The organism is Cedecea sp. NFIX57 (genome assembly GCF_900177785.1).
GTDB lineage: Bacteria > Pseudomonadota > Gammaproteobacteria > Enterobacterales > Enterobacteriaceae > Cedecea > Cedecea neteri_C.
On sequence record NZ_FXAS01000018.1, the window covers coordinates 16,586 to 36,081 of the forward strand.

A 19,496-nucleotide genomic window follows, 5' to 3' on the forward strand; every position below is an offset into this window, starting at 1 on the left:
AAGATACACACCCAGGAGGTGGTTTTCCTCCCCGCCTGCCAGGCCCGCCGTCAGGACCAGCATCGCCCGGGCGATATCCCACAGGCCGAAGACCACGGCAGGCCAGAAGCACAATACGGTCCAGCCCTCTGAGAGCAGAGCGAACAGCACACGTCCGGTAACATACAGCCCGGAACAGACAGCATTCGCGGTATCTTTCATCCATGTATATCCTTGTATTATTGAAGTTGTTTATAGCAGGCCGTGCAGAAGGGATACGGCCTGAGGCCTTAACGCGGCAGCCAGTCAGGCTCCCCGGCCAGCAGGGCCAGCAATCTCTGGCCGCTGATGATATGCAGGGCACCGGCAGCCCGGCTGTGCTGCCAGCTTTTCTCCCCGGAGCGCCCGGTATGGATGAAGAGCCCGGCGCAGCGCTCCCGGGCCAGCAGGCGGGTAAAGTCCGCCACGTGGGCGGGCGTGATGGCCCGGCGGTAGCGCTTCGCCTGAATAAGGTACCGCTCCCCCGCTATCCACACCTGGCCGTCAAGTCCGCCGTCGGCGCTGTACGACGCGTTGCGCACCACCCTCAGCCCCTGACGGGTGAGGGCCAGGAGCAGCAGCGCCTCAAACACATACGGGTTGATGCGACGCAGGTAGTTCAGCCGCTGTCCCTCCCCGGCCAGCTGCGGAAGGCGGTCCAGTACCCGTGCCGCCGTGGCCTGATAGCGACGGTGACGCCGCAGGCTCGCCCGGCCGCGACGTCGCCGGGTCAGGGAGCACAGAAGACAAACCAGCCCGCTGAGCAGGACCAGAAATATCATCTCCGGATTCAGGAGCAGCAGCCCCGCCATCTGCGGCGCAGACATTATGGGGCCACCCGCGCCGACAGCCCTGTGTCGGTGATAAGCACCGGGTAGTGCTCCAGCCTCAGACGACGGGCCAGCTCGCTGCCGCTGGCCGGGGCTATCTCCACACCCGGGGCCAGCTCACGCAGGGCCTGCAGGTTCGCCATATCTGTCACGTTTACCACCATCCCGACGGCATGGCGCCCCGCCAGCGCGGCGGCGTTACGCGCCAGCCAGGCCCGGGAGGCCGGGTCCTCCCCGACCAGGAACAACGCCCCGATACCGGGCAGCTGCAGCGGGCGGTCGCTGACCGTCCCGGGCGTCAGCTCAGGGGTCGTCACCGGCAGCATGGCGGCCTCATCCTGCCCGGGCGCTGCCGCCGGGGACAGACTCTGCGGCGTGCCGTCCTGCCGGTTGATGCTCCCGTAAAACGGGGCCGCATCCTCCCCGCCCACGTCGGCTATCACATGCAGGGCGGCGGCGGTCAGGGCCGGGAAGAGCAGCGCGCTCAGCAGCCCGGTAAACAGAAAGGAACGGTAAAAGGAGGACGTTTTCATTGGGGTCTCCGGGATGCCGGGACCAGCGTCAGCTGGTCGAGCTTACGGGTCACGGTGGCGGTGTAGGTGGCAGCAGGGCGTCCCCCGGCCGGATGGTGGTAGCACCCGGTGGCGGCGAGCCAGCTACCGGGGTGACTGTCCCAGCAGTGGCGCAAAATGTCGGCGGCGGCGTTGAGATTGCGGTAAGGGTCAAACGCCTGCCAGGTGGAGATGAAATACCCGCCGTTCCAGCCCAGGTTGACCTGGGCCACGCCCACGTCGATATGCTTCAGAGGTGTGCGACGCATAAACCCCTGCAGCGCCCGCCAGGCCGCCAGCCGGGTGGGGTAGCGGTATCCCCTGCCCGCCACGTTTATCGTCCACGGCCAGGGACGCTCCCCCCGGGGAAAGGTGGCAGAGGACTCGGTCAGCGCCAGGGAATACAGCGCCTCCGGCGGCACCTGATGCGCCTGCGCGATACGCCGGTAGCCGTCGGGGACGGCCTGCGGGGCCAGCGCAGGCAGGCGTGCCGCCATACCACTCCCCGCCAGGGCACACCCGAGGATAAGGCTCAGTACGCGGCGATATGCCATCCGTCACTCCCCTGCTGCAGCACCACCGGCATCAGGCCGCTCCCCACCCGCATCCAGAGCCCGCCGTCGTGGTTGAGCGTCACCGAATGCTGGCGTACCCGTTCCGGCGGGATACGGTGCGCCCCCGCCCACTGGCGCAGCACGGCGTCGTCTCCCCGGCTGTCCACCAGGTAAATGTCCACCGGCCGCGGGTCGGCCAGGACCGCCGACAGGCGGGCATCGCACTGCGTGCAGTCCTTCGCCCGGACAAACAGCGCCAGCCGGCCGCCAGTATCGTGGGCAATCCCCGCTGAGCTGCCCATGCTGACCGGCAGCACCTGGGGATAGAGCCGCTGCCAGGCGGCGTTCACCTCCCGCTGAAAACGCAGCTCTTTCTCGGTTCGCGCAAATTCGGCTCTCACCCATTTGTCGGCGTACTCCCGCCGCTCGGCATCGCTCCGGGCCTCAATCCCCAGCGTCGAGAGCGGGTCCAGCCCCGGGGACTGCACACCGCGCGGCCCTGCCATCAGCTCCCGGTAGCGCTGCATCTCTTCCGGGCCGAGGCCCCACTGCCCGGCCTGCTGTGTCGTCGTCTGCACCTGCGTCTGCATCGTGCGGCTGTTCTCAACCGCGGACGGCTGCTCTCCCTGGACCTCGGCAAAGGCAGCGTTAACGCTCCCGCACAGCAGCAGGCTGGCCAGGCCGACAAAACGATACGATTTCATCCTCACCTCATTGTTCACTTTTCAGGGTTAACCGGCGATGGCCAGCGCGAAACTGCGCCTGATGCGGGTCGACCTCAACCAGCACCCAGCCCATAAACGTCTCCCCGGGGCCCGTCAGCTGCACCTGCGACAGGTGGTCAAAACCCCGGGGAGCCACCGCCGCCAGCAGCTGTGTCCCGCGCCGTTCGGTGCCGGTCAGCACAAAGGGGGCAGATTGCGCCAGGACGGAGTGGCTCCTGCTGGAACGGGGAGTGGGTTTTGCCTCCGGACGGGCAGCGACAGTCAGAGGGGATGGCACTGCCTGAACCTTCGCAGGCGTTGCGTCCGGTACCCGGGAATCCTTCGCCTGCAGATGCGCCACCCGGTCACTGAGCGCCTGCTCCTCCTGGCGAAGCTGCTGTATCTGCGCAGCCATCTCCGGCGCGGTCTGCGGGCGACGCTCAAGTGAGGCTATCTCACCGGCCTCCTGATTCAGCCTGCTCTCCAGCGCACCGGTGCGGGTGGCCAGCGCCGAAAGCGAGGCCTGCAGCGAGGACAGGGCTTCGCGGGTAGGACGGGTGTTCTGTGCAACCTCCAGCCGAGTCAGCCGTGTGGCCTGGCGGGACAGAACGTGCAGCGTCACGCCGCCGGTGACCAGCAGCGTCAGCGTCACCAGGCTGATACTGGCAACACGCCAGATACCGCTGGGCCGGGGATTCACCGCCGGGGATAACGGGGTCTGGCCGCTCATTTTGTCAGCCACCGGGTGTGCGGGCGGGTCTGCTGAAGCTGAGGCCGCGCAGGCAGAGGCTGAGTTACTGGCTGCGCCACTGGCGCGGGGGGAACCGGCACAGGCACAACGGCCGGAGTCGGGGCCAGCTGTGTCGCGGGCAGCTGATAGCCATCGCGAAGGCTGTGGCAGACCACGCGCTGCACGTCGTCCACCTCCACCTGCCAGGCCGGACCGGCCATCACCTGCAGGGCCGTGCGCAGCCGCATGGGTCCCAGCTGGTACTGCACCCCCGGCAGCGGCTGGCGGTAGAGCACACCGTTGGCCTGGCCCACGGCGCAGAGCGCATAGCCGGACTGGCGCAGGGCGTAACGCAGCGCATCCGCGATGGTGGGGTGCAGGGAGACCGGAATGCGGATATCAATAATCTGGGAAAGCGGGTCACGCTGCGTCGCCTCCGGGTCGGTGCTGACCAGCAGGTAGCGGTCATAACGCACCACTTCCGGGGCAACCTCCCCACCGCCCGCCACGAGCGGCTGCACATTGCGCGAGACGACCACCGAAGGCAGGGGCTCGCCCGGGGCGCGGGACTGAAGGGGCCGGGGGGCATGGCAGCCAGCCAGCAGAGTCACCGCGAGCGTGGCGGCGACAGGACGGAGAGTGAGAGCCATAAAAAAGCGTTCCTGTAGAATAAAAAAACAGGCTTCACTCTGCGGTTCCCTGGGGGGATCGCTCAATTAACAACTCAATTTTACGCAGGCAAAAAAAACGCTGACTGGCGTCAGCGTTGTCGTGCGATCACGGCAAAAAGCCCGACTGCGCGGGCAGATCGCTTATTCAGGATAAAACTCTGGCTCCAGCACGTCATCTGAAGACCAGCTGCAGGTGACCGGAAACTTTTCCAGCCCGATCCCGGTCTCTCTGGACGCATCGGAGCGTGCGTCAAACCAGACATCCTCAAACCATTCCGCATCACTGAGGACCGCTTTCAGGCTGGGTGTTTTGTTCAGACGACGCTGGATCAGCTCCCGCTGCCCCTTTATCGTCAGTTCCCAGCTTTTACCGCGGTGAGTGGGCTGAAATTTCCATTTAAGAAGATGAGCCAGTAAAACCGCTATCCGGCTTGCCAGTTCGCGTTTTTCACTCTTGCCCACGTCCTCTATCTCCTCGGCAATGTTTTCAATGTCAATCTGACTGAGCTTACCGGCACGCAGCAGGGCCGCCTGTTCGCTGGCCCAGGCCACCACGTCGGTGTGATAACGAGTTCCCATGGGAGCCTCCGGTTGGTTAAAAAATTAGCACGATTCGTTACGTGCAGTGTGTCAAAGAATGACCTGTTCGTCAAAGCCTCAGCCCAGCGCATAAACGGCTCCCCTGGAAAGGCCATATCCCAGGCCAATAAAGGGGATGTCGTCGTCAAAATCCATCGGAGCACCTGCGCCTGAAGGCGCTGAAGCGGTGCCGGACGAGTTTTGACGTGAACCTGGTTGTGGCTGTTGGGAGTTGCCCTTTTCACCGTTTGCCGGTTGTGGCGGGGCAGCGGAGCTGGACGGGCGACCACCCAGCATCTGCATCGTGCCGCCAGTGTTGACAATAATCTCCGTCGTGAAGCGATCCTGACCGGACTTATCCTGCCATTTTCGCGTCTGCAGTGCGCCCTCAATATACACCTGAGCGCCCTTGCGCAGATATTCGCCAGCCACTTCGGCCAGCTTGTTGAAAATCACCACCCGGTGCCATTCGGTCTTCTCCCGTGGCTCTCCGGTGGCTTTATCCCGCCAGGTGTCTGAGGTGGCCAGGGAGAGCGTCGCCACACAGCTCCCGCCCGGTAACCAGCGTACCTCCGGATCCTGTCCGAGATACCCGAGTAATACCACTTTGTTTACGCCGCGTGATGCCATAGTCAGTTCTCCTTTATGCCCCCTGGCGCTGTGTCCAGGTACTGCCCTGCAGTGCCTGCTCAGCGACCTGACGCGTTCTGAAATATTCTTCAGATTCGCGGGAGACCGGTCCCGCATCATTTGCGGTGCCGATGTAATAGCCGCGGCCACTGCGGAGAATTTGCAAAGGTAAGTGAAAACCTGACGCTGCGGCCAGAATGCCCGTTGAATGCATCATCGAAAATTTCCTTTATAAGAAAACAGACCTCCCTGACGGAAGGTCTGTTATTCAGGGGAGTTAAGGGTGAAAACCGCTCAGAATGAGTTCTCTGCATAGGACGGCTGCGCCGCGCCATTCTGGGGCGGCAGGGAGTCAGTTTTCTCAGCCTTAAAGACCATCTCCTGGCCTATTTTGACCCAGTCCACCTTAATCAGGCGGGCCTTGAGGCTGACGCGCTGTTCGCCGGCGTGTTCGCCCTTGTTCAGCGTGAAGATATCCGTCGAGGGGTGGCTGAGCGTGAACCCCAGCAGCACCTTTTTGTCCTCATCCACCGCTTTCTGGCACCGGTTGATAAGGCTGCTGGCCTCCTTCCCGGCCACGGTGACGTCAAAACGCACGTAGGACGGATTGTCGGTGGCCCCGCTGAGCGCGTTGATCACACAACTGATGAACGTCCCGGTCGGGGCGTTCACCTGGCGGATATTGCTCAGATACCTCAGCCCTTTGATATTCAGGTTGAAGTAGTCGCTTCGCGGGGACTGAGCAGGCGTGGTGGATTGTGGTTGTTGAGCGGTTGCAGTCATGATGTGTTTCTCCAGGGTGAATAAAAGTGTCGGCGGAGAAACGCATCTTCCCTGGCGGGAAAAGGTTTCCCGTCGGGGTGTCAGGGCCGGGGCGCTGACTGAGCTGAATGGTAAAATGGAACCTTCATCACCGGGTGGGGTGATATCCGTTCTCAAAGGTTTAACGGATGTACCGCCAGCGGACTGGCTGCCTCTTTCAGGCTGCGAGGCAATTTGATCACCCGAAGGCGTTTCTCTCAGATCGGTGAAACATTGGCTGGTAACCACCCGAAGGCGCTTCTCTCAGGTTACGGAAGCATTGGCTGGTTGTCATAAAGACAACGGGTAAGCCTGCTCATTTTTAAACCTGACACTTCGGCTGTCAACGCCGGGTGGCGGGGAAACTGGTTATTGACCACTGAAAATAAAAACGGCACTGCGTTTCGACAGTGCCGCGGGGCCCACACCGGGACCGGGGGTAAGGGTTCAGCGTGACTCCGGGGAGGTTCTCAGGCTCCCGGCGCGCTTCTCACGGAGCGTCTGCGCCTTGCAGCCCCGCCGGATGTGAGGGGCGGGCTGCCGCACTGTCGGCCAGACCAGCCCGTTAAGTGGCCTGCCCGTCCCGCAGTGGCGGGGGTGTGTACATCAAAGCCCTGTCACCCTATCACAACGCTGGCCGCCCGCGCTACAGGGTAACGGATACCCCTGGTCTGAATTTTGAAGAGAGTCCGGCATGCTGGCCAGGCGATTCGCAGCGGCGGACCGGGTCGGGCTGCCCGGCAATATTCATGGCGCGGGCAATCTTCAGATCCGCTCACGATGCCGGGGCATTTTTACGTCCTTTTCCCTTGCCGCGGGGTTTACTGCCCGGCACATTCGCCATGCCCTTACATTCAGGGTAGCGGGTACAACTGTAGAACACACCCTGTTTCCCCTGGCGTTTGCGGGTTATGCCGCCGCAGACCGGGCACGGTGGGGTGACCGGCGGGGTCAGGCTGATGGTCTGAGTACGTCCCCGCTCGACAAGATGCAACGTCCACTGCACCTGCTTCTGCATAAACGCCGCCAGCGTCATCCGCCCCTGCGCAATGTCGTCCAGCGACTGCTCCCACAGGGCGGTCATCCCCGGGCTGGTCAGCGTCTCCGGCAGGGCGGCAATCAGCTCCCGCGCGAGCGGGGTGGAGATGACCATTTTGCCCTTTTTCATCAGATACTCGCGCTTAAACAGGGTCTCCAGCAGGTTAGCCCGCGTGGCCTCGGTCCCGAGGCCCGCATTATCGCGCAGGACTTTTTTCAGCTGCGGGTCCGTCACGTAGCTGGCCGCGTTTTTCATGGCCGCAATCAGGGTGCCCTCGGTGAACGGCTGCGGCGGCCGGGTCTGCTGCGCCTTCACCTCTGCCCCGCTAACCCGGCAGACATCAGTCTGGCTGAGGGGTGGCAGCGGGGAGTTCTCGTCTTCACCGTTGTCAGGGGTATCGTCCGGCGGCGTTTTATCTGCGGCAAACAGCGCCCGCCAGCCAGGCACCACCGCCACCCGGCCCCGGGTACGGAACAGCTGGCCACCGATGTTGAACGTGGCGTCGGTGATGTCTGTCTCCTGCAGGGGCAGGAACTGCGCCAGATAATGCTGGCGGATGAGCTGATACACCTTCTGCTCATCCTCCGACAGCGCCGCCATATCGCAGGCCTGGCGCGTGGGGATGATGGCATGGTGGGCGGTGATTTTTTTATCGTTCCAGATACGCGACACAAACGCCCGGTCCAGGGTGGCCAGTATCGGGGCGATGGCCGGGTCGGTTTTAACCAGGGCGGCCATCACCGCCGGGACCTCTTCACGCATGGAGACCGGCAGATACCCACAGTCGGTGCGCGGGTAGGTGGTGGCCTTGTGGGTCTCATACAGCGCCTGCGCAATGCCCAGCACCTGATTTGCACCCATGCCCCATTTGCGCGAGCAAACCTCCTGCAGTGTGCCAAGGTCAAACCCCAGTGGGGCGGGTGTTTTATCTCTCTTCGTCACCACCCCGGTCACTACCGCACTCCCCGTCTGGCGGCACAGTTGCTCCACGGCCTGCGCGACGGCCTGCTGCACGCAGCGCTTCTCGTCGTCGCAGTAGCTGGCCGCCGGGACCCAGGCCGCCCGGAAGCGCACGCCGTTCTTTTCAAGCTGCGCCAACACCTGCCAGAAGGGGGTGGGGACAAAATTTGCAATCTCGTTGTCCCGCCGCACTACCAGGGCAAGCGTGGGGGTCTGCACCCGCCCGACAGAAAGCACGTCACCAAAACCCAGTTCGCGGGCTTTAACGGTATACAGCCGGGTCATGTTCATGCCGACGAGCCAGTCCGCCTGCGAGCGGCCAAGACCTGCCTGATACAGCAACGCCGTTTCATCACCCGGCAGCAAGTTGTCGAGAGCCCGCCTGACGCTGGCTTCGTCCAGCGCTGACAACCACAGTCTCTTTACTCCCCCCGTAAACTGGCAGTGATCCAGCAATTCACGGGCAATGACCTCGCCTTCCCGGTCAGCGTCGGTGGCAATCACCACCGCATCCACCTGTTTAAGCAATTTATTAATCACCGCAAACTGATCCGCCGTGTCTTTCTTGACAACCATTTTCCAGCACGGGGGAAGAACAGGTAAAGACTCCGCTTTCCAGGGCGAACCATACTGTTCACCGTATGCATCCGGGGGCGCGTTTTCCAGCAGGTGCCCGACAGCCCAGGTCACCGTCGTTCCCGGCCCGGATATATAGCCCTGGCCCCGCTGCGACAACCCCATGACGCGGGCAATGTCTTTAGCCTGCGACGGCTTCTCGCACAGGTACAACGTCTGGCCAGTCATGCATCAGGATCCAATGATTCAGCCGGGTCGTTACCCTGAGCTACGGGGGGCTTCGCTTCGGTCTCTGCCACAGCAGGTACGACATCAGCGGGGATCACACGGCGAAGCGGCGGGGAGAAACTGGAACGAACCGCCCCCGACATAATGGCCTCATCGGGTATTCCCAGGCGGGACACCGCATCAACCCCCCGTGGAGTCTGGTTAAGAATATCAGCCCGGGTGACGTCAACGCGCGGCCAGCTGCGTAAAATGCCATAAATTCTGCGCACCAGATGCCCGCCCTGATTCAGCAGGCCGTCCCGCCGCTGGCGGGATATCAGGCCATAATGGTGCGCCTGAAAGGCTTTCATCGCCAGCTGGTCATAGCCGACCAGCAGCCAGACGCAACGGTAACCCAGCGGGGAGCGACTGAACACGCCGATATTCAGGGGGTTAACCGAAGCGATAGTGGTCAGTGAAATCTGCGACGGAATGGCACTCAGCACAATCTCCAGTTCACTGACTTTCACCTGGATTTGCGCCGAGGCCTGCGTCAGCGCTTGCTCAAGCTGAACCATCACGGCATCCGCATAGGGATTATCGGCGGCAGAATCCTGATAGACCCTGCCCGCCGCATAGATGACCTGCGGCATACTGGCAATGGCTGACCGCCCTGCCCTCTCCCCCTTGGTTCGTTTCTCCTCCTGCCGTCCAGCCCAGAGTCGGATCGCGTAGTCGGAATGTAGTTCAATGCTGAGCGATGATTTTAGCGCGCCGGCACGCCGGGCGCTGGATTGTGCGTTCTTTTCTTCTGCCATCGTGGACCCCTTACCTAACAAGACGTTAATACGTGTATAGATGAAGGGTTATCATCCGAAACAGAACGACAGGCGCTCAATTCAAAACCCATTTTGTCCTCACTGAAAAAATCAGTAGAAACAAAAAACCTTCGCATCAGGCTTCGTTTGTCTGCGACCCCGGGCAACTGAGCAGCAGGTAAGCCGGGAAAAGTAAAGGCGGTCTGGCAGCACAAGGGAATGGGGAACATAGCCGCCAGTACCGCCCCTGCGGAGCGGGCTTCGGCGAATCAACATCACTGCGGGCCAATATCGCTCAGTCGCATCGCCTTCCATGCCCTGCGGGCATAGCACAGAGCGACTCACTGTACGGCCTTACGATACATCCCTCAGCTCTAAGGCATATCCCTGCTAATTAGCCGACACAGCAGTGCTGTCTGTTTTTTAATCGCTGCTGGCACTGCCAGCGGCGTATGCTTTTTAACCAACTCCAGTTGCGTTCACACCCAGTAGCCATTCAACGGTAAATACAGCTGGCTGCAATCCTGGCATGCACTCTCAGCGTCTGATGTGATGAAAAATCCTACTGGCTACACATCGGAAACCGTCGCGAGATGATGCAGTGGTACGCGGATTATATTGATGCCCTTTAATCAGAATCGAGCAAACTAACGCTGCAGAGTGGGTTGATTTACTGAATGCCAATCATCAGAAGTCATCTCCATTTGAGTGTTGTCATCAGTCGCCCCTACTCTGGTGCAAAGGGTCTGTGGCCTCACGTAAATTCGCTTTGCAGGAAACCGAAAAGCCATACGCACCTCACCCGTCATGACAGGTGAGGTGCGTAGTAGAGTTTTTATCAAAACCCTATAATTTTGAATCAGATATCAAAGAACATATACCACCAACAATCATACCTAAAACATTGCTCCATTCCTGAATGCTCATCCTCCTGACATTTACAATCATCAAAATATTCAAACGGAAACAGCAGTAATATAGACAATAATTTCTATAAAATGTTTTAACTATGCACACACAATCAACCATATATTTGATAAATTTCAAATAAATAAAACTTCTATCAAAAAAACATTGAAAAAAAGAGACTGACAATGAATTATAAAAACTCATTTCCCCTTAATTATTTCGGAGCTATCATTTGTCCATTTGTTATGCCGCTGAATATATAAGAATGTCCACCGATCATCAGAAATACTCTCTGGACAATCAGTCCGGATATATCAGAGAGCATGCTAAAAAAAACAACATTACTATTATCAAATCTTACAGTGATGCAGGGAAAAGCGGATTAAACTTATCAGGAAGGCCAGGACTGAAAAAACTGATTGATGATGTATTACATAACCGAATCTCTGTCTCATACATTCTTGTTTATGACGTGAGCCGTTTTGGACGTTTTCAGGACGCAGACGAGGCGGGGCATTATTCTCATTTACTTAAAAAAAATGGAGTGAAAATTATTTATTGTGCAGAACACTTCTCAGAAGCTCAGCCAGAAATTTTCACACTGGGCCTGGCACTTTCAAGGCATGGTGCAGCAAGCTTTAGCAGAAACCAGTCAGAGAAAGTGTTTCTGGGCCAGGTGAATCTCATAAAAAGAGGATATCATCAGGGAGGCCTGCCAGGTTATGGCCTGCGTCGCTTACTGATTGATGAGAATCATGTCGAAAAGGGACAGCTTACATTCGGCCAGCGTAAAAGTATCCAGACAGATCGAGTCATTCTGACACCCGGGCCACAGGATGAAATCGACATTGTTAACCATATATTCGATATGTTTAATGATGAAGGTAAACCAGAGTTGGTCATTGCATCGGAATTAAACCGAAAACAGATATCGGCAGAAAATGGAAACACATGGAGCAGAGCAAAGATTCATCAAATACTAACCAGTGAAAAATATATTGGCAACAGTATTTATAATAAAACCTCATTTAAACTCAAACAACAACATGTCATCAATCCCGAAGATGAATGGATCCGATACGATGGCGCTTACACTCCAGTTATAAGCCTTGATAAATTTAATCGTGCAAATGAGATTATCAGATCACGTACTATCCGTTTATCTGAAGAAGAATTACTTGAAAAATTACACATATTACTAAAAAAGAAAGGCCGACTTTCGGGTATTATTATTGACGAAGAAGAGCACTTCCCCTCCAGCAGCATCTATCGTTATCATTTCGGAAGCCTTCTGCGTGTATATCACTTAATCGGTTATACGCCAGAGACTGATTATAGCTGGCTTGAAACCAACAAATTCATTAAGAATTTAAACACAGAGATAACCAGTTCAATCATCGGCAATATTAGCAATGAAGGTGGCTGGATTAGCGATGCTTCAACGACAGGCGTTTTTCATATCAATGATGAGTTTACCCTTTCAATACAGACTTCCCGATGTCGGCGCACAAGCCCAAATAGTCTAAGGTGGAAGATAAATTTCAACAGCAATTTCCCCCCCGATATTAACATTGCGGTAAGAATGGACAGTACTAATCAAACCGTTGTGGATTACTATATTTTCCCGGCGATAGACATCATGTCACAAACAATATCCCTGAAGGAAAACAACCCTTACTGCTTCGATTTATATCGATTTGATAATCTCATATCCTTTTATCGATTAATCAGAAGAATAAAACTACAGGAATTATAACATGCACAAAGAAAATATTGAGCTTATTGAAATCAGTAAAATAATGGTTGTCAATCCTCGAAAAAGAGATAAATTCACTCACAATGAGATTAAAGAAAATATTCATAAAATTGGCCTCAAACGTCCGGTGACAGTTCGCCGAATTGTTCATGATAAATTTGAATATGCTTTAATTTGTGGACAGGGAAGACTTGAAGCTTATCAACATTATCAGGAAACTCACATACCTGCAGTCATCAGGGATGTTAATGAAGAAACAGGGCACCTGATGAGTCTCGCTGAGAATATAGCCAGAAGAAAACCCAGAGCAACAGAACTTCTTGACAGCGTTAGGCTGCTAAAAGATCAGGGACTAAATGACAAAGATATCAGTGAGCGTCTCGGGTATACGATCAGTTGGGTACAGGGAGTAATAACACTGCTGGGAAGAGGTGAAAAGAAGCTACTTGCTGCTTTCGAATCCGGTCATATTCCTTTGTACCTTGCGGTAGAAATATCCCGCTCTACCGATGAATCCATCCAGGATTCACTGACAGAGGCTTTGCTGAACGGAAATATCAAAGGAAGACAAATCAATATTATCAAACGAATAATTGAAAACAGAAAAAAAGGTAACAAAGGCTCAACGAACAAAACATATACATCAAACCGAATTCAGAAAAAATATACTCCAGAGGAGCTTGCTGTTATCTATCAAAGAAATGCAGACGAGCACAAAGATATTCATGTAAAAGCAAAATATGCACGTGAAACACTTATGGTAGTAAAAGAGGTTTTCAGAAAACTAACCCAGGACAGTGATTTCTGTAATTTATTACATGCCAACAACATCAATGATATCCCTGAAGCTTTGGTTTCCGACAGGTAACAAGAGGAAATAAAAATGATAAAGCAATGTTTTAATAATCACTTTCAGTCATATCTAATAGAGACATTAATCCCATCACGAACACTACCTGTCAACATTAAATCCAGCGGAAAATACAAACAAATAGTCAGCTCAATTGCCGAAATTGGTTTAATCGAGCCAGTCATGATATTTATTCATAATAATGGAGAGCAAAAAATACTGGACGGGCATTTACGTATAGAAGCATTGAAAGATCTGAATATAACTCATGCCCATTGTCTTATATCTCCGGTTGAAGATACTTACTCCTATAACAAACGAGTCAATCATTTAACCATTCTTCAGGAACAAAAGATGCTTCAAAAAGCGGTTGAATCTGGTGTCCCGGTTGAGAAGCTTTGTGCCGTGCTTGGTTTATCTCAAAGTATTATCAATACCCGACTCCGTATTTCTGATGGCATAGCAAAAGAGGTGCTTGCTTTGTTGGCTGAAAAAAATGTATCTCAGAACGTTTTCGACATACTACGCAGGATTAAACCCTATAAACAGATTGAATTTGTTACCACGATGATAGCACTTAATAACTTTACCAAAAAATTTGCACTCTCAATGTTGCATACTTTACCTTCAGAGCACCTTGTCAGACAAATTGAGAATACTACCGAAGACAAAGACATGGTAAAAACCCTTGCCCGGCTGGAAAAAGAAATGGCCGCACTTCAGATTGAAACACAAAACATTCAGAATGAGTATGCCGAAAACAATCTTAATCTGATTATAGTTAAATCTTACATAGCCAAATTGCTTCGCACAAATGATGTTATTCACTGGCTTTATGATAACAAATGTGAGTATCTTGATGTGCTAAAAAAAATTGTAGGTATTGAAAGCCTTAAAAAAATAGAAAACAAATAATACAGACCGAAAAACAGATAAACGTACCCTTATTATACCTGAAGCAGGCTGTCATTATTATACACTTCGGACTGATGGTACGTTTAACGGCTTTCTACTCTACTACTCGCCAATTACGGACCGAGAGTATGGGAAGCGTTGAACTTGGTATACACAGCGATTTACGCGGGTAAAGCGTAAATCTCCTAACGCTCCTGCTGCATAGAGAAAAGTGTTTCATTAGCTTCGCCACGCGTTTGTACAACAACTCGATCGCGTCCAAGTGCCAGAGGGGGCATTGCCTTGATAGTCAGCCAGGAAAGGGGTAACGGGGAAGGTTTTAAAAAATTCGAAAAAATCAACAGTCCCAGTCGAACCAAGGGGATACGCGGAACTTGTGAGTCATCAAATACCCATTTAAATTTAATAGAGATTGGCACAGTCCATCTTAGTAATCGCGCCTCTCTAACTACCCGCAATCCGTTGCAATGACCTCCTCATCTGTTAAGATGCAGGGGCATTTTCGCATGACTCCATGATCAGCAATAGGTAAAAAATGTCCACACTTAAACCCGCCATCTTCTCTTTCTTTTCCGGCTCAGGCTTTCTCGACCTAGGCTTTGAAAACTCAGGCTACGAAGTGGTTTTTGTGAATGAGTTTCACCCGCCGTTTATGGATGCTTACAAGCACTCGCGGGCGGTGATGAACAAGCCTATCCCTCGTTTTGGTTATGCAGAAAAGAGCATCGAGGAAGTTGATCACAAACATTTGAAAGATGCTATTAAAATCCTCAAGAAAGAAAAAAGACTGACTGGCTTCATCGGTGGCCCCCCTTGTCCGGACTTCTCAGTTGCGGGCAAAAACAAAGGGCGCGACGGTGAGAATGGTAAGTTGTCCCAAAGCTATATTGATATAATCGTAGAGATGAAACCTGACTTCTTCTTATTCGAGAACGTCAAAGGTCTATATCGCACACTCAAACATCGCGAGTTTTTTGAGCACCTCAAAAAACAGTTGAAGAATGTGGGTTACACTCTTCATGAAAAATTGATTAATTCTGTTGAATACGGTGCTCCCCAAGATCGGGAGCGCATTATTCTATTGGGTTTCCAAAGCAAAAAATTAGCCAAGTCATTTAACTGGAGTGGCAGAATATACCCGGAACGTAATGCTTTTAGTTACAGTTGGCCAACAACAAATGAATTTGTAGAAAATTCAATACTGGCAATGCCGGAGCCGCTCCCTAAAGAATTAACTGTTGATTACTGGTTTAAGAAAAATAATGTTTATGAGCATGTGAACGCAAAGCATGTGTTTACGGCCAGAGCTGGATTAGTTCGTTTTAAGACTGTTGCAGAAGGCGACGACAGTAAAAAATCTTACAAGCGCCTCCATCGCTGGAGATATTCGCCAACAGCTGCTTATGGTAATAATGAAGTCCATTTGCATCCATACAAGCCACGTAGAATAACAGTTGCAGAAGCACTTGCCATTCAGTCTTTGCCAAAAGAGTTTGAATTGCCATCTTATATGACTCTTTCAAATATGTTCAAAACTGTTGGCAATGGTGTTCCTTATCTTGCAGCCTTCGGAATAGCTAAATCTATCTTAGAGCATTTAGGAATAAAAGATGAATTTGACAGCAATGAATCTTGTGAATGCGATAGCCAACCTGCCCAAAAACAGGCAGTTTGATTATGTGAATGAAAGCAATGCAGGGAAGATTGTTGTCGACTCGATTAAGTCGCCACAAGGCCCGATACGCTTTAAGCGTTTTAACCCAACCAGAGGTGAAACGTTCAAAGATGCAAAGATAGACAGTATATCCAGTCAAATGCTTTGGCGTCTGGCCAACGCAATTCAAGAGGATGCACCGATCAATTTAGATAGAGTGTTAGGCGCAAGCTATAACTCCCGTTCCGTTATTGAGAGCTTGCTTGCTCACACACCGCAATTTTATTGGTGTAAACTCGATCGTTTAGAAGTTACTAACACTAAACAGACTATAAAGAAAGGCCACAAGCATCTTATATATTTACCTAACTCACCACACGAAAACGGTAAACTTTCTGAGTACAAAGCCAATATTATTATATCAGAGATGAAAACTGAGGTTGTATATCAAAGCGTTGATTTAGAAACAATTAGACCAGTTGAAGGCATGTCGATTGAAGAATCAAGAAGGCATGCGCAAATACAGATAGCGTTAGTAAAAATCGGACACCACCTAGGCTACAGAACATGGGTGGCAGCTAATGATCGCGGGCTTAAATATAACGGAAAAGTTATTGCTCAAATGGATGGTGTAATTGACAACCTTTCAAACGAAAAAGTATTAAGCTCATACAGCGAGGCTATTGATGGTGCAAAATTAATAGACTGCATCTGGTTTAGAAACGGAAAATTAATGCCCGCCGTTATGGAAATTGAGCATAGCACTGGGATAAAAAGCGGGTTAACCCGAATGAAGAATTTTTGCGACTATGCCCCACGGCTTCAAGATATCAGATGGACAATCGTAGCTCCAGATGAATACCGCACCAAAGTCATTGAGTTTGCAAACATGCCCCAATTCCGAGAGCTGGACACAAAATTTTTTCCATACTCTGCAGTAGAAGAGCTGTATTCTCTTTGTGAACGACGTAAACCGCAGGGAATTACAGATCAATTCCTGAATGCGTTTATGGAAAACTGCGTAACCCACTGACTATACTTTAAATATCTTTAGCGCCGGGAACAAACCTGGCGCAGTCGTAATCCCGGATAAATAACACCGAACTTGGTGGCTCCCTGAGCAGCGTTCGCGAAGCAATGTACCACAGCATGCACACGTCCAGTACGGTGGAAGGCAAAAGCAAGGCGCCGCGAGGCTTACCTACTGCATATTTTCATGAACGGAGATCACCCAATCACTCCCATGAACAAATAAAAACGCGCGCACAATGCCAGAAAATAACTCGCGACTGTCCTAGACATCAGCAATCAGGCCATCATATTTTAATCCTTCCCCTGTAATTGCTTTAATCTTATGCAAGCATGGCATACTGCTTGGTAGCTTCGCCCCGGAAATAATTTATGCAGGTCAGATAGCCCCAGATATCGGTTTTTCTCAAGCAGCACGCACTCCTTATTCCCCTCGAACGATAAAGCCCCAAGGCGTAAGGTAATGTTGCGGGCAACTCATCCCGGACTCAAGAGGGATCCGATTTGGGGGAGATGCGGGTATTGGGTCAGGCGCTGAAGTATTGACTCGGAAGATCGCGTCAGATGCCGATGTTCATACCGATAATATAAGCCCCGTTACATTCCTGTCATTTACGAAGTCTGATAAGACTTCGGGCATTTCTTCTTTAAGAATCGCCTTCGGGCTTTGTCTACAGCATTGACCGTCCTGTCGGAAAACAATGTAGCCTGCTGCTCTGTCACACTCAGATGCAGATTTTTTTCCAGCAGTGCCCATTCCTCGTTACTCCACGGACGAAAACCAACGTTGCTGTTCCGGGACTTCTTCAGCCCCATCCTCTTTGCCATCATCCTCACGGATATTGCATTTCTGCCTGGCAGGCGGTCGGTTACCGCTGTGCCTACTCTTGGGTAATCTTCTTTCAGAATATCGAGCTCTTCGTCTCGCCAAAACCGGCCGCTTAATACGCCCATCGTTTCTGCTTTTGAAAATATCGCATTGATGCTTCTGCCCGGAAGTAACTGCGTAAGAGATCCTGCCTCAGTCCCCCTGGTATAGTGCGTTCGAATAATCTCCGTTTCAGCATCACTCCAGGGGGCATTTTTCTTCCTGCGACAGCCGAGTTTGTCAGCCATTAATTGAACAGCTCCAGGTGTTCGCCCCAACCTTGCGGAAATTTCAGCGACAGGCATAGTGGCGTAGTTATTCTCCAGAAAGTTCAAGTCATTCAGGGTCCATCGGGTACGGTTATTACGGAAAAGAGGGACATTATTCATGATCCTGAGTGCCTGTTTTTTGTGCTGTTTGCAGACGTTTACTCTGATGCATTATGTTTTAATTTGGCATATTGGACGGTGAGCTGCTTCAGGTGCATTTCCGTGAGGGTCTGTGTGACGCTTGGCATCGGCTGTCCTGCTGGAGTTTGCATCAGTATCCGCAACTGCTCTTCCACTGGAATAGCACGGTTAAATGACTGCATGGCTGAAAAGACCACTGATTTTAGTTCGCTGACCGTCATGTATTTCCTCTTCTGTTCATCCAACCCGTTCAGGCGGTCGCTCAGTTGCTGTAGCATTGTCATCCCCTGATGCCAGCCATTCAGGCTCTCCGGCGGCGGGGCAGCACCGTTAAGCCTTTGTTGCCATTCCAGTGCCAGCGGAGCTGCCTGCTCCGGCCACAACGTAAGGGCCTGTTGAACCAGGTGACGGCTGTACGCAACGCTCCAGTCGGGGGGCATTTGTTCCAGCCGGGTCAGCTGCTGGCGGGTATTCTTTATCATTGTTTCCGATGAGGGGACCTGATGACGCAGCGCTTCCAGTTGTACAGGCGAGAGCACTACAGGCAAAGGTGTCAGTGATGCAGCAAGCTGCGTTTGTAGCGGATCGGGTCGGTGCAGGTACTGCCAGCCCCACGCTACTATAGCGCTTATCACAAGCATGATAGCCATTCCCGCAGTAAAGGGTTTCCAGGGATTTACCGGAGCCGGCATCGCTGTTAACACCTCTATATTCGGTTGATGTTCGGGCTGTGCCACATACACCCACTTCACCGCATTCATCGGTTCGTCTTTCTCTACCAGTGGAATACCGGACTGTGTGTCAGCTGATGCACCCTCGCTATTCATTAGCGTAGCAGGCAGCACAATACCAGATTCAATGACTGCACCAGAACCGGATGCGCTGGCACTATTTTCCAGGCGGACGGCACTGTTGTGCATCAGGGTTCGTAGGGTATCGAGCTGGCTCAGGTGTTTGAGTTCCAGACGCTGTAATACTGCACCCAGGCGGGTAAATTGCTGCTCTGCGCGATAAAGCTGGCTAAGATCACTGCAGTTCAGTGGGAGTGTGCGCATCAGTTGCTGAAGACGCTGGCTCAGACCACTGAGGATTTCCATGCGGGCGTGTACCGCATGCGGCCAGAGTGTGCCCCACTGATGGCTTATCAGGGCTTCAAGGATGGACAATCCCTCATTCAGGCCGAACAGCCCGGCCAGTTGCGCACGGGCGAGTGTGTACCAGGCCGCCGTTTGCAGCTCCACACCGTTTTGCTCAAACAATGAAAGGCAAAGTTTTTCAACATAACGCCAGTTCACATCAGGGCGGGCAGGATGGGTCAGCTTATTAAGCTCATCGCGCAGCGCGGCATAATCCGACAGCGTACGCGGATCGCCACCAGTTTTAAGGTAACGTTCAGATAAATGCGTCATGGAGGTAACTCGAAAAGAGAAAAAATAG

General features: G+C 53.1%; 19 protein-coding genes. 5 read left to right on the top strand and 14 right to left on the bottom strand.

The genetic code is table 11. The features are described from left to right. Positions 1 to 269: 269 nt before the first annotated feature. The 12 genes from B9Y90_RS16130 to B9Y90_RS16185 all read right to left on the bottom strand — a co-directional run bounded on the left by B9Y90_RS16130 (position 270) and on the right by B9Y90_RS16185 (position 9,668). Complete coding sequence (locus B9Y90_RS16130; RefSeq protein ID WP_085541846.1) at positions 270 to 845, bottom strand: restriction endonuclease; 576 nt, start codon at positions 843 to 845, stop codon at positions 270 to 272. Further along, positions 845 to 1,381: an integrating conjugative element protein gene (locus B9Y90_RS16135; protein ID WP_085541847.1), complete on the bottom strand. Its 537-nt coding sequence runs from the start codon at positions 1,379 to 1,381 to the stop codon at positions 845 to 847. Before B9Y90_RS16135 ends, B9Y90_RS16130 begins: the two co-directional genes overlap by 1 nt. Continuing rightward, positions 1,378 to 1,953, bottom strand: a complete 576-nt coding sequence (locus tag B9Y90_RS16140) for a lysozyme family protein (protein ID WP_085541848.1) — start codon at positions 1,951 to 1,953, stop codon at positions 1,378 to 1,380. The genes B9Y90_RS16135 and B9Y90_RS16140 overlap by 4 nt, the downstream gene beginning before the upstream one ends. Continuing rightward, positions 1,932 to 2,657 carry a TIGR03759 family integrating conjugative element protein gene (locus B9Y90_RS16145; RefSeq protein ID WP_085541849.1) on the bottom strand — a complete coding sequence of 242 codons (726 nt, stop codon included), beginning with the start codon at positions 2,655 to 2,657 and terminating at the stop codon, positions 1,932 to 1,934. The genes B9Y90_RS16140 and B9Y90_RS16145 overlap by 22 nt, the downstream gene beginning before the upstream one ends. A 7-nt stretch (positions 2,658 to 2,664) precedes the next feature. Beyond that, positions 2,665 to 3,387, bottom strand: coding sequence for a hypothetical protein (locus B9Y90_RS16150; RefSeq protein WP_085541850.1), 723 nt, complete (start codon positions 3,385 to 3,387; stop codon positions 2,665 to 2,667). Then, positions 3,384 to 4,037 carry a PFGI-1 class ICE element type IV pilus protein PilL2 gene (pilL2, locus tag B9Y90_RS16155; protein ID WP_085541851.1) on the bottom strand — a complete coding sequence of 218 codons (654 nt, stop codon included), beginning with the start codon at positions 4,035 to 4,037 and terminating at the stop codon, positions 3,384 to 3,386. Before pilL2 ends, B9Y90_RS16150 begins: the two co-directional genes overlap by 4 nt. Positions 4,038 to 4,199: 162 nt before the next feature. After that, positions 4,200 to 4,637, bottom strand: a complete 438-nt coding sequence (locus tag B9Y90_RS16160; protein ID WP_085541852.1) for a DUF29 domain-containing protein — start codon at positions 4,635 to 4,637, stop codon at positions 4,200 to 4,202. A gap of 78 nt (positions 4,638 to 4,715) precedes the next feature. Next, on the bottom strand, positions 4,716 to 5,267 hold the full coding sequence (gene ssb, locus B9Y90_RS16165) for a single-stranded DNA-binding protein (protein WP_085541853.1): 552 nt from the start codon (positions 5,265 to 5,267) through the stop codon (positions 4,716 to 4,718). Between the two features lie 13 nt (positions 5,268 to 5,280). Further along, positions 5,281 to 5,484, bottom strand: a complete 204-nt coding sequence (locus tag B9Y90_RS16170) for a hypothetical protein (RefSeq protein WP_085541854.1) — start codon at positions 5,482 to 5,484, stop codon at positions 5,281 to 5,283. A gap of 77 nt (positions 5,485 to 5,561) precedes the next feature. After that, positions 5,562 to 6,050 (bottom strand): STY4534 family ICE replication protein, encoded by a 489-nt coding sequence (locus B9Y90_RS16175; protein WP_085541855.1) that lies wholly within the window; start codon positions 6,048 to 6,050, stop codon positions 5,562 to 5,564. Positions 6,051 to 6,843: 793 nt separating this feature from the next. After that, positions 6,844 to 8,871, bottom strand: a complete 2,028-nt coding sequence (locus B9Y90_RS16180) for a DNA topoisomerase III (RefSeq protein WP_085541856.1) — start codon at positions 8,869 to 8,871, stop codon at positions 6,844 to 6,846. Further along, positions 8,868 to 9,668 carry a PFL_4669 family integrating conjugative element protein gene (locus B9Y90_RS16185; protein WP_085541857.1) on the bottom strand — a complete coding sequence of 267 codons (801 nt, stop codon included), beginning with the start codon at positions 9,666 to 9,668 and terminating at the stop codon, positions 8,868 to 8,870. Before B9Y90_RS16185 ends, B9Y90_RS16180 begins: the two co-directional genes overlap by 4 nt. 1,174 nt (positions 9,669 to 10,842) lie before the next feature. On the opposite strand from B9Y90_RS16185, the gene B9Y90_RS16190 reads away from it, so the two are divergent. From B9Y90_RS16190 to B9Y90_RS16210, 5 genes are all read left to right on the top strand, one after another. Next, positions 10,843 to 12,333 carry a recombinase family protein gene (locus B9Y90_RS16190; protein ID WP_085541858.1) on the top strand — a complete coding sequence of 497 codons (1,491 nt, stop codon included), beginning with the start codon at positions 10,843 to 10,845 and terminating at the stop codon, positions 12,331 to 12,333. A 1-nt stretch (position 12,334) separates the two neighbouring features. Continuing rightward, the gene (locus tag B9Y90_RS16195) at positions 12,335 to 13,201 is read left to right on the top strand and encodes a ParB/RepB/Spo0J family partition protein (protein ID WP_085541859.1); all 867 of its coding nucleotides are present in this window, start codon (positions 12,335 to 12,337) and stop codon (positions 13,199 to 13,201) included. A 15-nt stretch (positions 13,202 to 13,216) separates the two neighbouring features. Then, positions 13,217 to 14,098 (top strand): ParB/RepB/Spo0J family partition protein, encoded by an 882-nt coding sequence (locus B9Y90_RS16200; RefSeq protein WP_085541860.1) that lies wholly within the window; start codon positions 13,217 to 13,219, stop codon positions 14,096 to 14,098. A gap of 535 nt (positions 14,099 to 14,633) precedes the next feature. Further along, positions 14,634 to 15,773: a DNA cytosine methyltransferase gene (locus tag B9Y90_RS16205; RefSeq protein WP_085541861.1), complete on the top strand. Its 1,140-nt coding sequence runs from the start codon at positions 14,634 to 14,636 to the stop codon at positions 15,771 to 15,773. Continuing rightward, positions 15,709 to 16,785 carry a restriction endonuclease gene (locus tag B9Y90_RS16210; RefSeq protein ID WP_254902706.1) on the top strand — a complete coding sequence of 359 codons (1,077 nt, stop codon included), beginning with the start codon at positions 15,709 to 15,711 and terminating at the stop codon, positions 16,783 to 16,785. The genes B9Y90_RS16205 and B9Y90_RS16210 overlap by 65 nt, the downstream gene beginning before the upstream one ends. Positions 16,786 to 17,393: 608 nt before the next feature. On the opposite strand, the gene B9Y90_RS16215 is transcribed toward B9Y90_RS16210, so the two are convergent. Then, positions 17,394 to 18,038, bottom strand: coding sequence for a hypothetical protein (locus B9Y90_RS16215; RefSeq protein ID WP_085541863.1), 645 nt, complete (start codon positions 18,036 to 18,038; stop codon positions 17,394 to 17,396). Between the two features lie 38 nt (positions 18,039 to 18,076). After that, positions 18,077 to 19,468 carry a VasL domain-containing protein gene (locus B9Y90_RS16220; protein WP_085541864.1) on the bottom strand — a complete coding sequence of 464 codons (1,392 nt, stop codon included), beginning with the start codon at positions 19,466 to 19,468 and terminating at the stop codon, positions 18,077 to 18,079. Between the last annotated feature and the right edge of the window lie 28 nt (positions 19,469 to 19,496).

Bases quoted from the DNA above. Each gene is read 5' to 3' on its own strand.
- B9Y90_RS16140 (WP_085541848.1), bottom strand. From the start codon at position 1,953: ATGGCATATCGCCGCGTACTGAGCCTTATCCTCGGGTGTGCCCTGGCG.
- ssb (WP_085541853.1), bottom strand. From the start codon at position 5,267: ATGGCATCACGCGGCGTAAACAAAGTGGTATTACTCGGGTATCTCGGA.
- B9Y90_RS16150 (WP_085541850.1), bottom strand. From the start codon at position 3,387: ATGAGCGGCCAGACCCCGTTATCCCCGGCGGTGAATCCCCGGCCCAGC.
- B9Y90_RS16145 (WP_085541849.1), bottom strand. From the start codon at position 2,657: ATGAAATCGTATCGTTTTGTCGGCCTGGCCAGCCTGCTGCTGTGCGGG.
- B9Y90_RS16220 (WP_085541864.1), bottom strand. From the start codon at position 19,468: ATGACGCATTTATCTGAACGTTACCTTAAAACTGGTGGCGATCCGCGT.
- B9Y90_RS16170 (WP_085541854.1), bottom strand. From the start codon at position 5,484: ATGATGCATTCAACGGGCATTCTGGCCGCAGCGTCAGGTTTTCACTTA.
- B9Y90_RS16200 (WP_085541860.1), top strand. From the start codon at position 13,217: ATGATAAAGCAATGTTTTAATAATCACTTTCAGTCATATCTAATAGAG.
- B9Y90_RS16180 (WP_085541856.1), bottom strand. From the start codon at position 8,871: ATGACTGGCCAGACGTTGTACCTGTGCGAGAAGCCGTCGCAGGCTAAA.
- pilL2 (WP_085541851.1), bottom strand. From the start codon at position 4,037: ATGGCTCTCACTCTCCGTCCTGTCGCCGCCACGCTCGCGGTGACTCTG.
- B9Y90_RS16215 (WP_085541863.1), bottom strand. From the start codon at position 18,038: ATGAATAATGTCCCTCTTTTCCGTAATAACCGTACCCGATGGACCCTG.
- B9Y90_RS16130 (WP_085541846.1), bottom strand. From the start codon at position 845: ATGTCTGCGCCGCAGATGGCGGGGCTGCTGCTCCTGAATCCGGAGATG.
- B9Y90_RS16175 (WP_085541855.1), bottom strand. From the start codon at position 6,050: ATGACTGCAACCGCTCAACAACCACAATCCACCACGCCTGCTCAGTCC.
- B9Y90_RS16190 (WP_085541858.1), top strand. From the start codon at position 10,843: ATGTCCACCGATCATCAGAAATACTCTCTGGACAATCAGTCCGGATAT.
- B9Y90_RS16160 (WP_085541852.1), bottom strand. From the start codon at position 4,637: ATGGGAACTCGTTATCACACCGACGTGGTGGCCTGGGCCAGCGAACAG.
- B9Y90_RS16195 (WP_085541859.1), top strand. From the start codon at position 12,335: ATGCACAAAGAAAATATTGAGCTTATTGAAATCAGTAAAATAATGGTT.
- B9Y90_RS16185 (WP_085541857.1), bottom strand. From the start codon at position 9,668: ATGGCAGAAGAAAAGAACGCACAATCCAGCGCCCGGCGTGCCGGCGCG.
- B9Y90_RS16210 (WP_254902706.1), top strand. From the start codon at position 15,709: ATGAATTTGACAGCAATGAATCTTGTGAATGCGATAGCCAACCTGCCC.
- B9Y90_RS16205 (WP_085541861.1), top strand. From the start codon at position 14,634: ATGTCCACACTTAAACCCGCCATCTTCTCTTTCTTTTCCGGCTCAGGC.
- B9Y90_RS16135 (WP_085541847.1), bottom strand. From the start codon at position 1,381: ATGAAAACGTCCTCCTTTTACCGTTCCTTTCTGTTTACCGGGCTGCTG.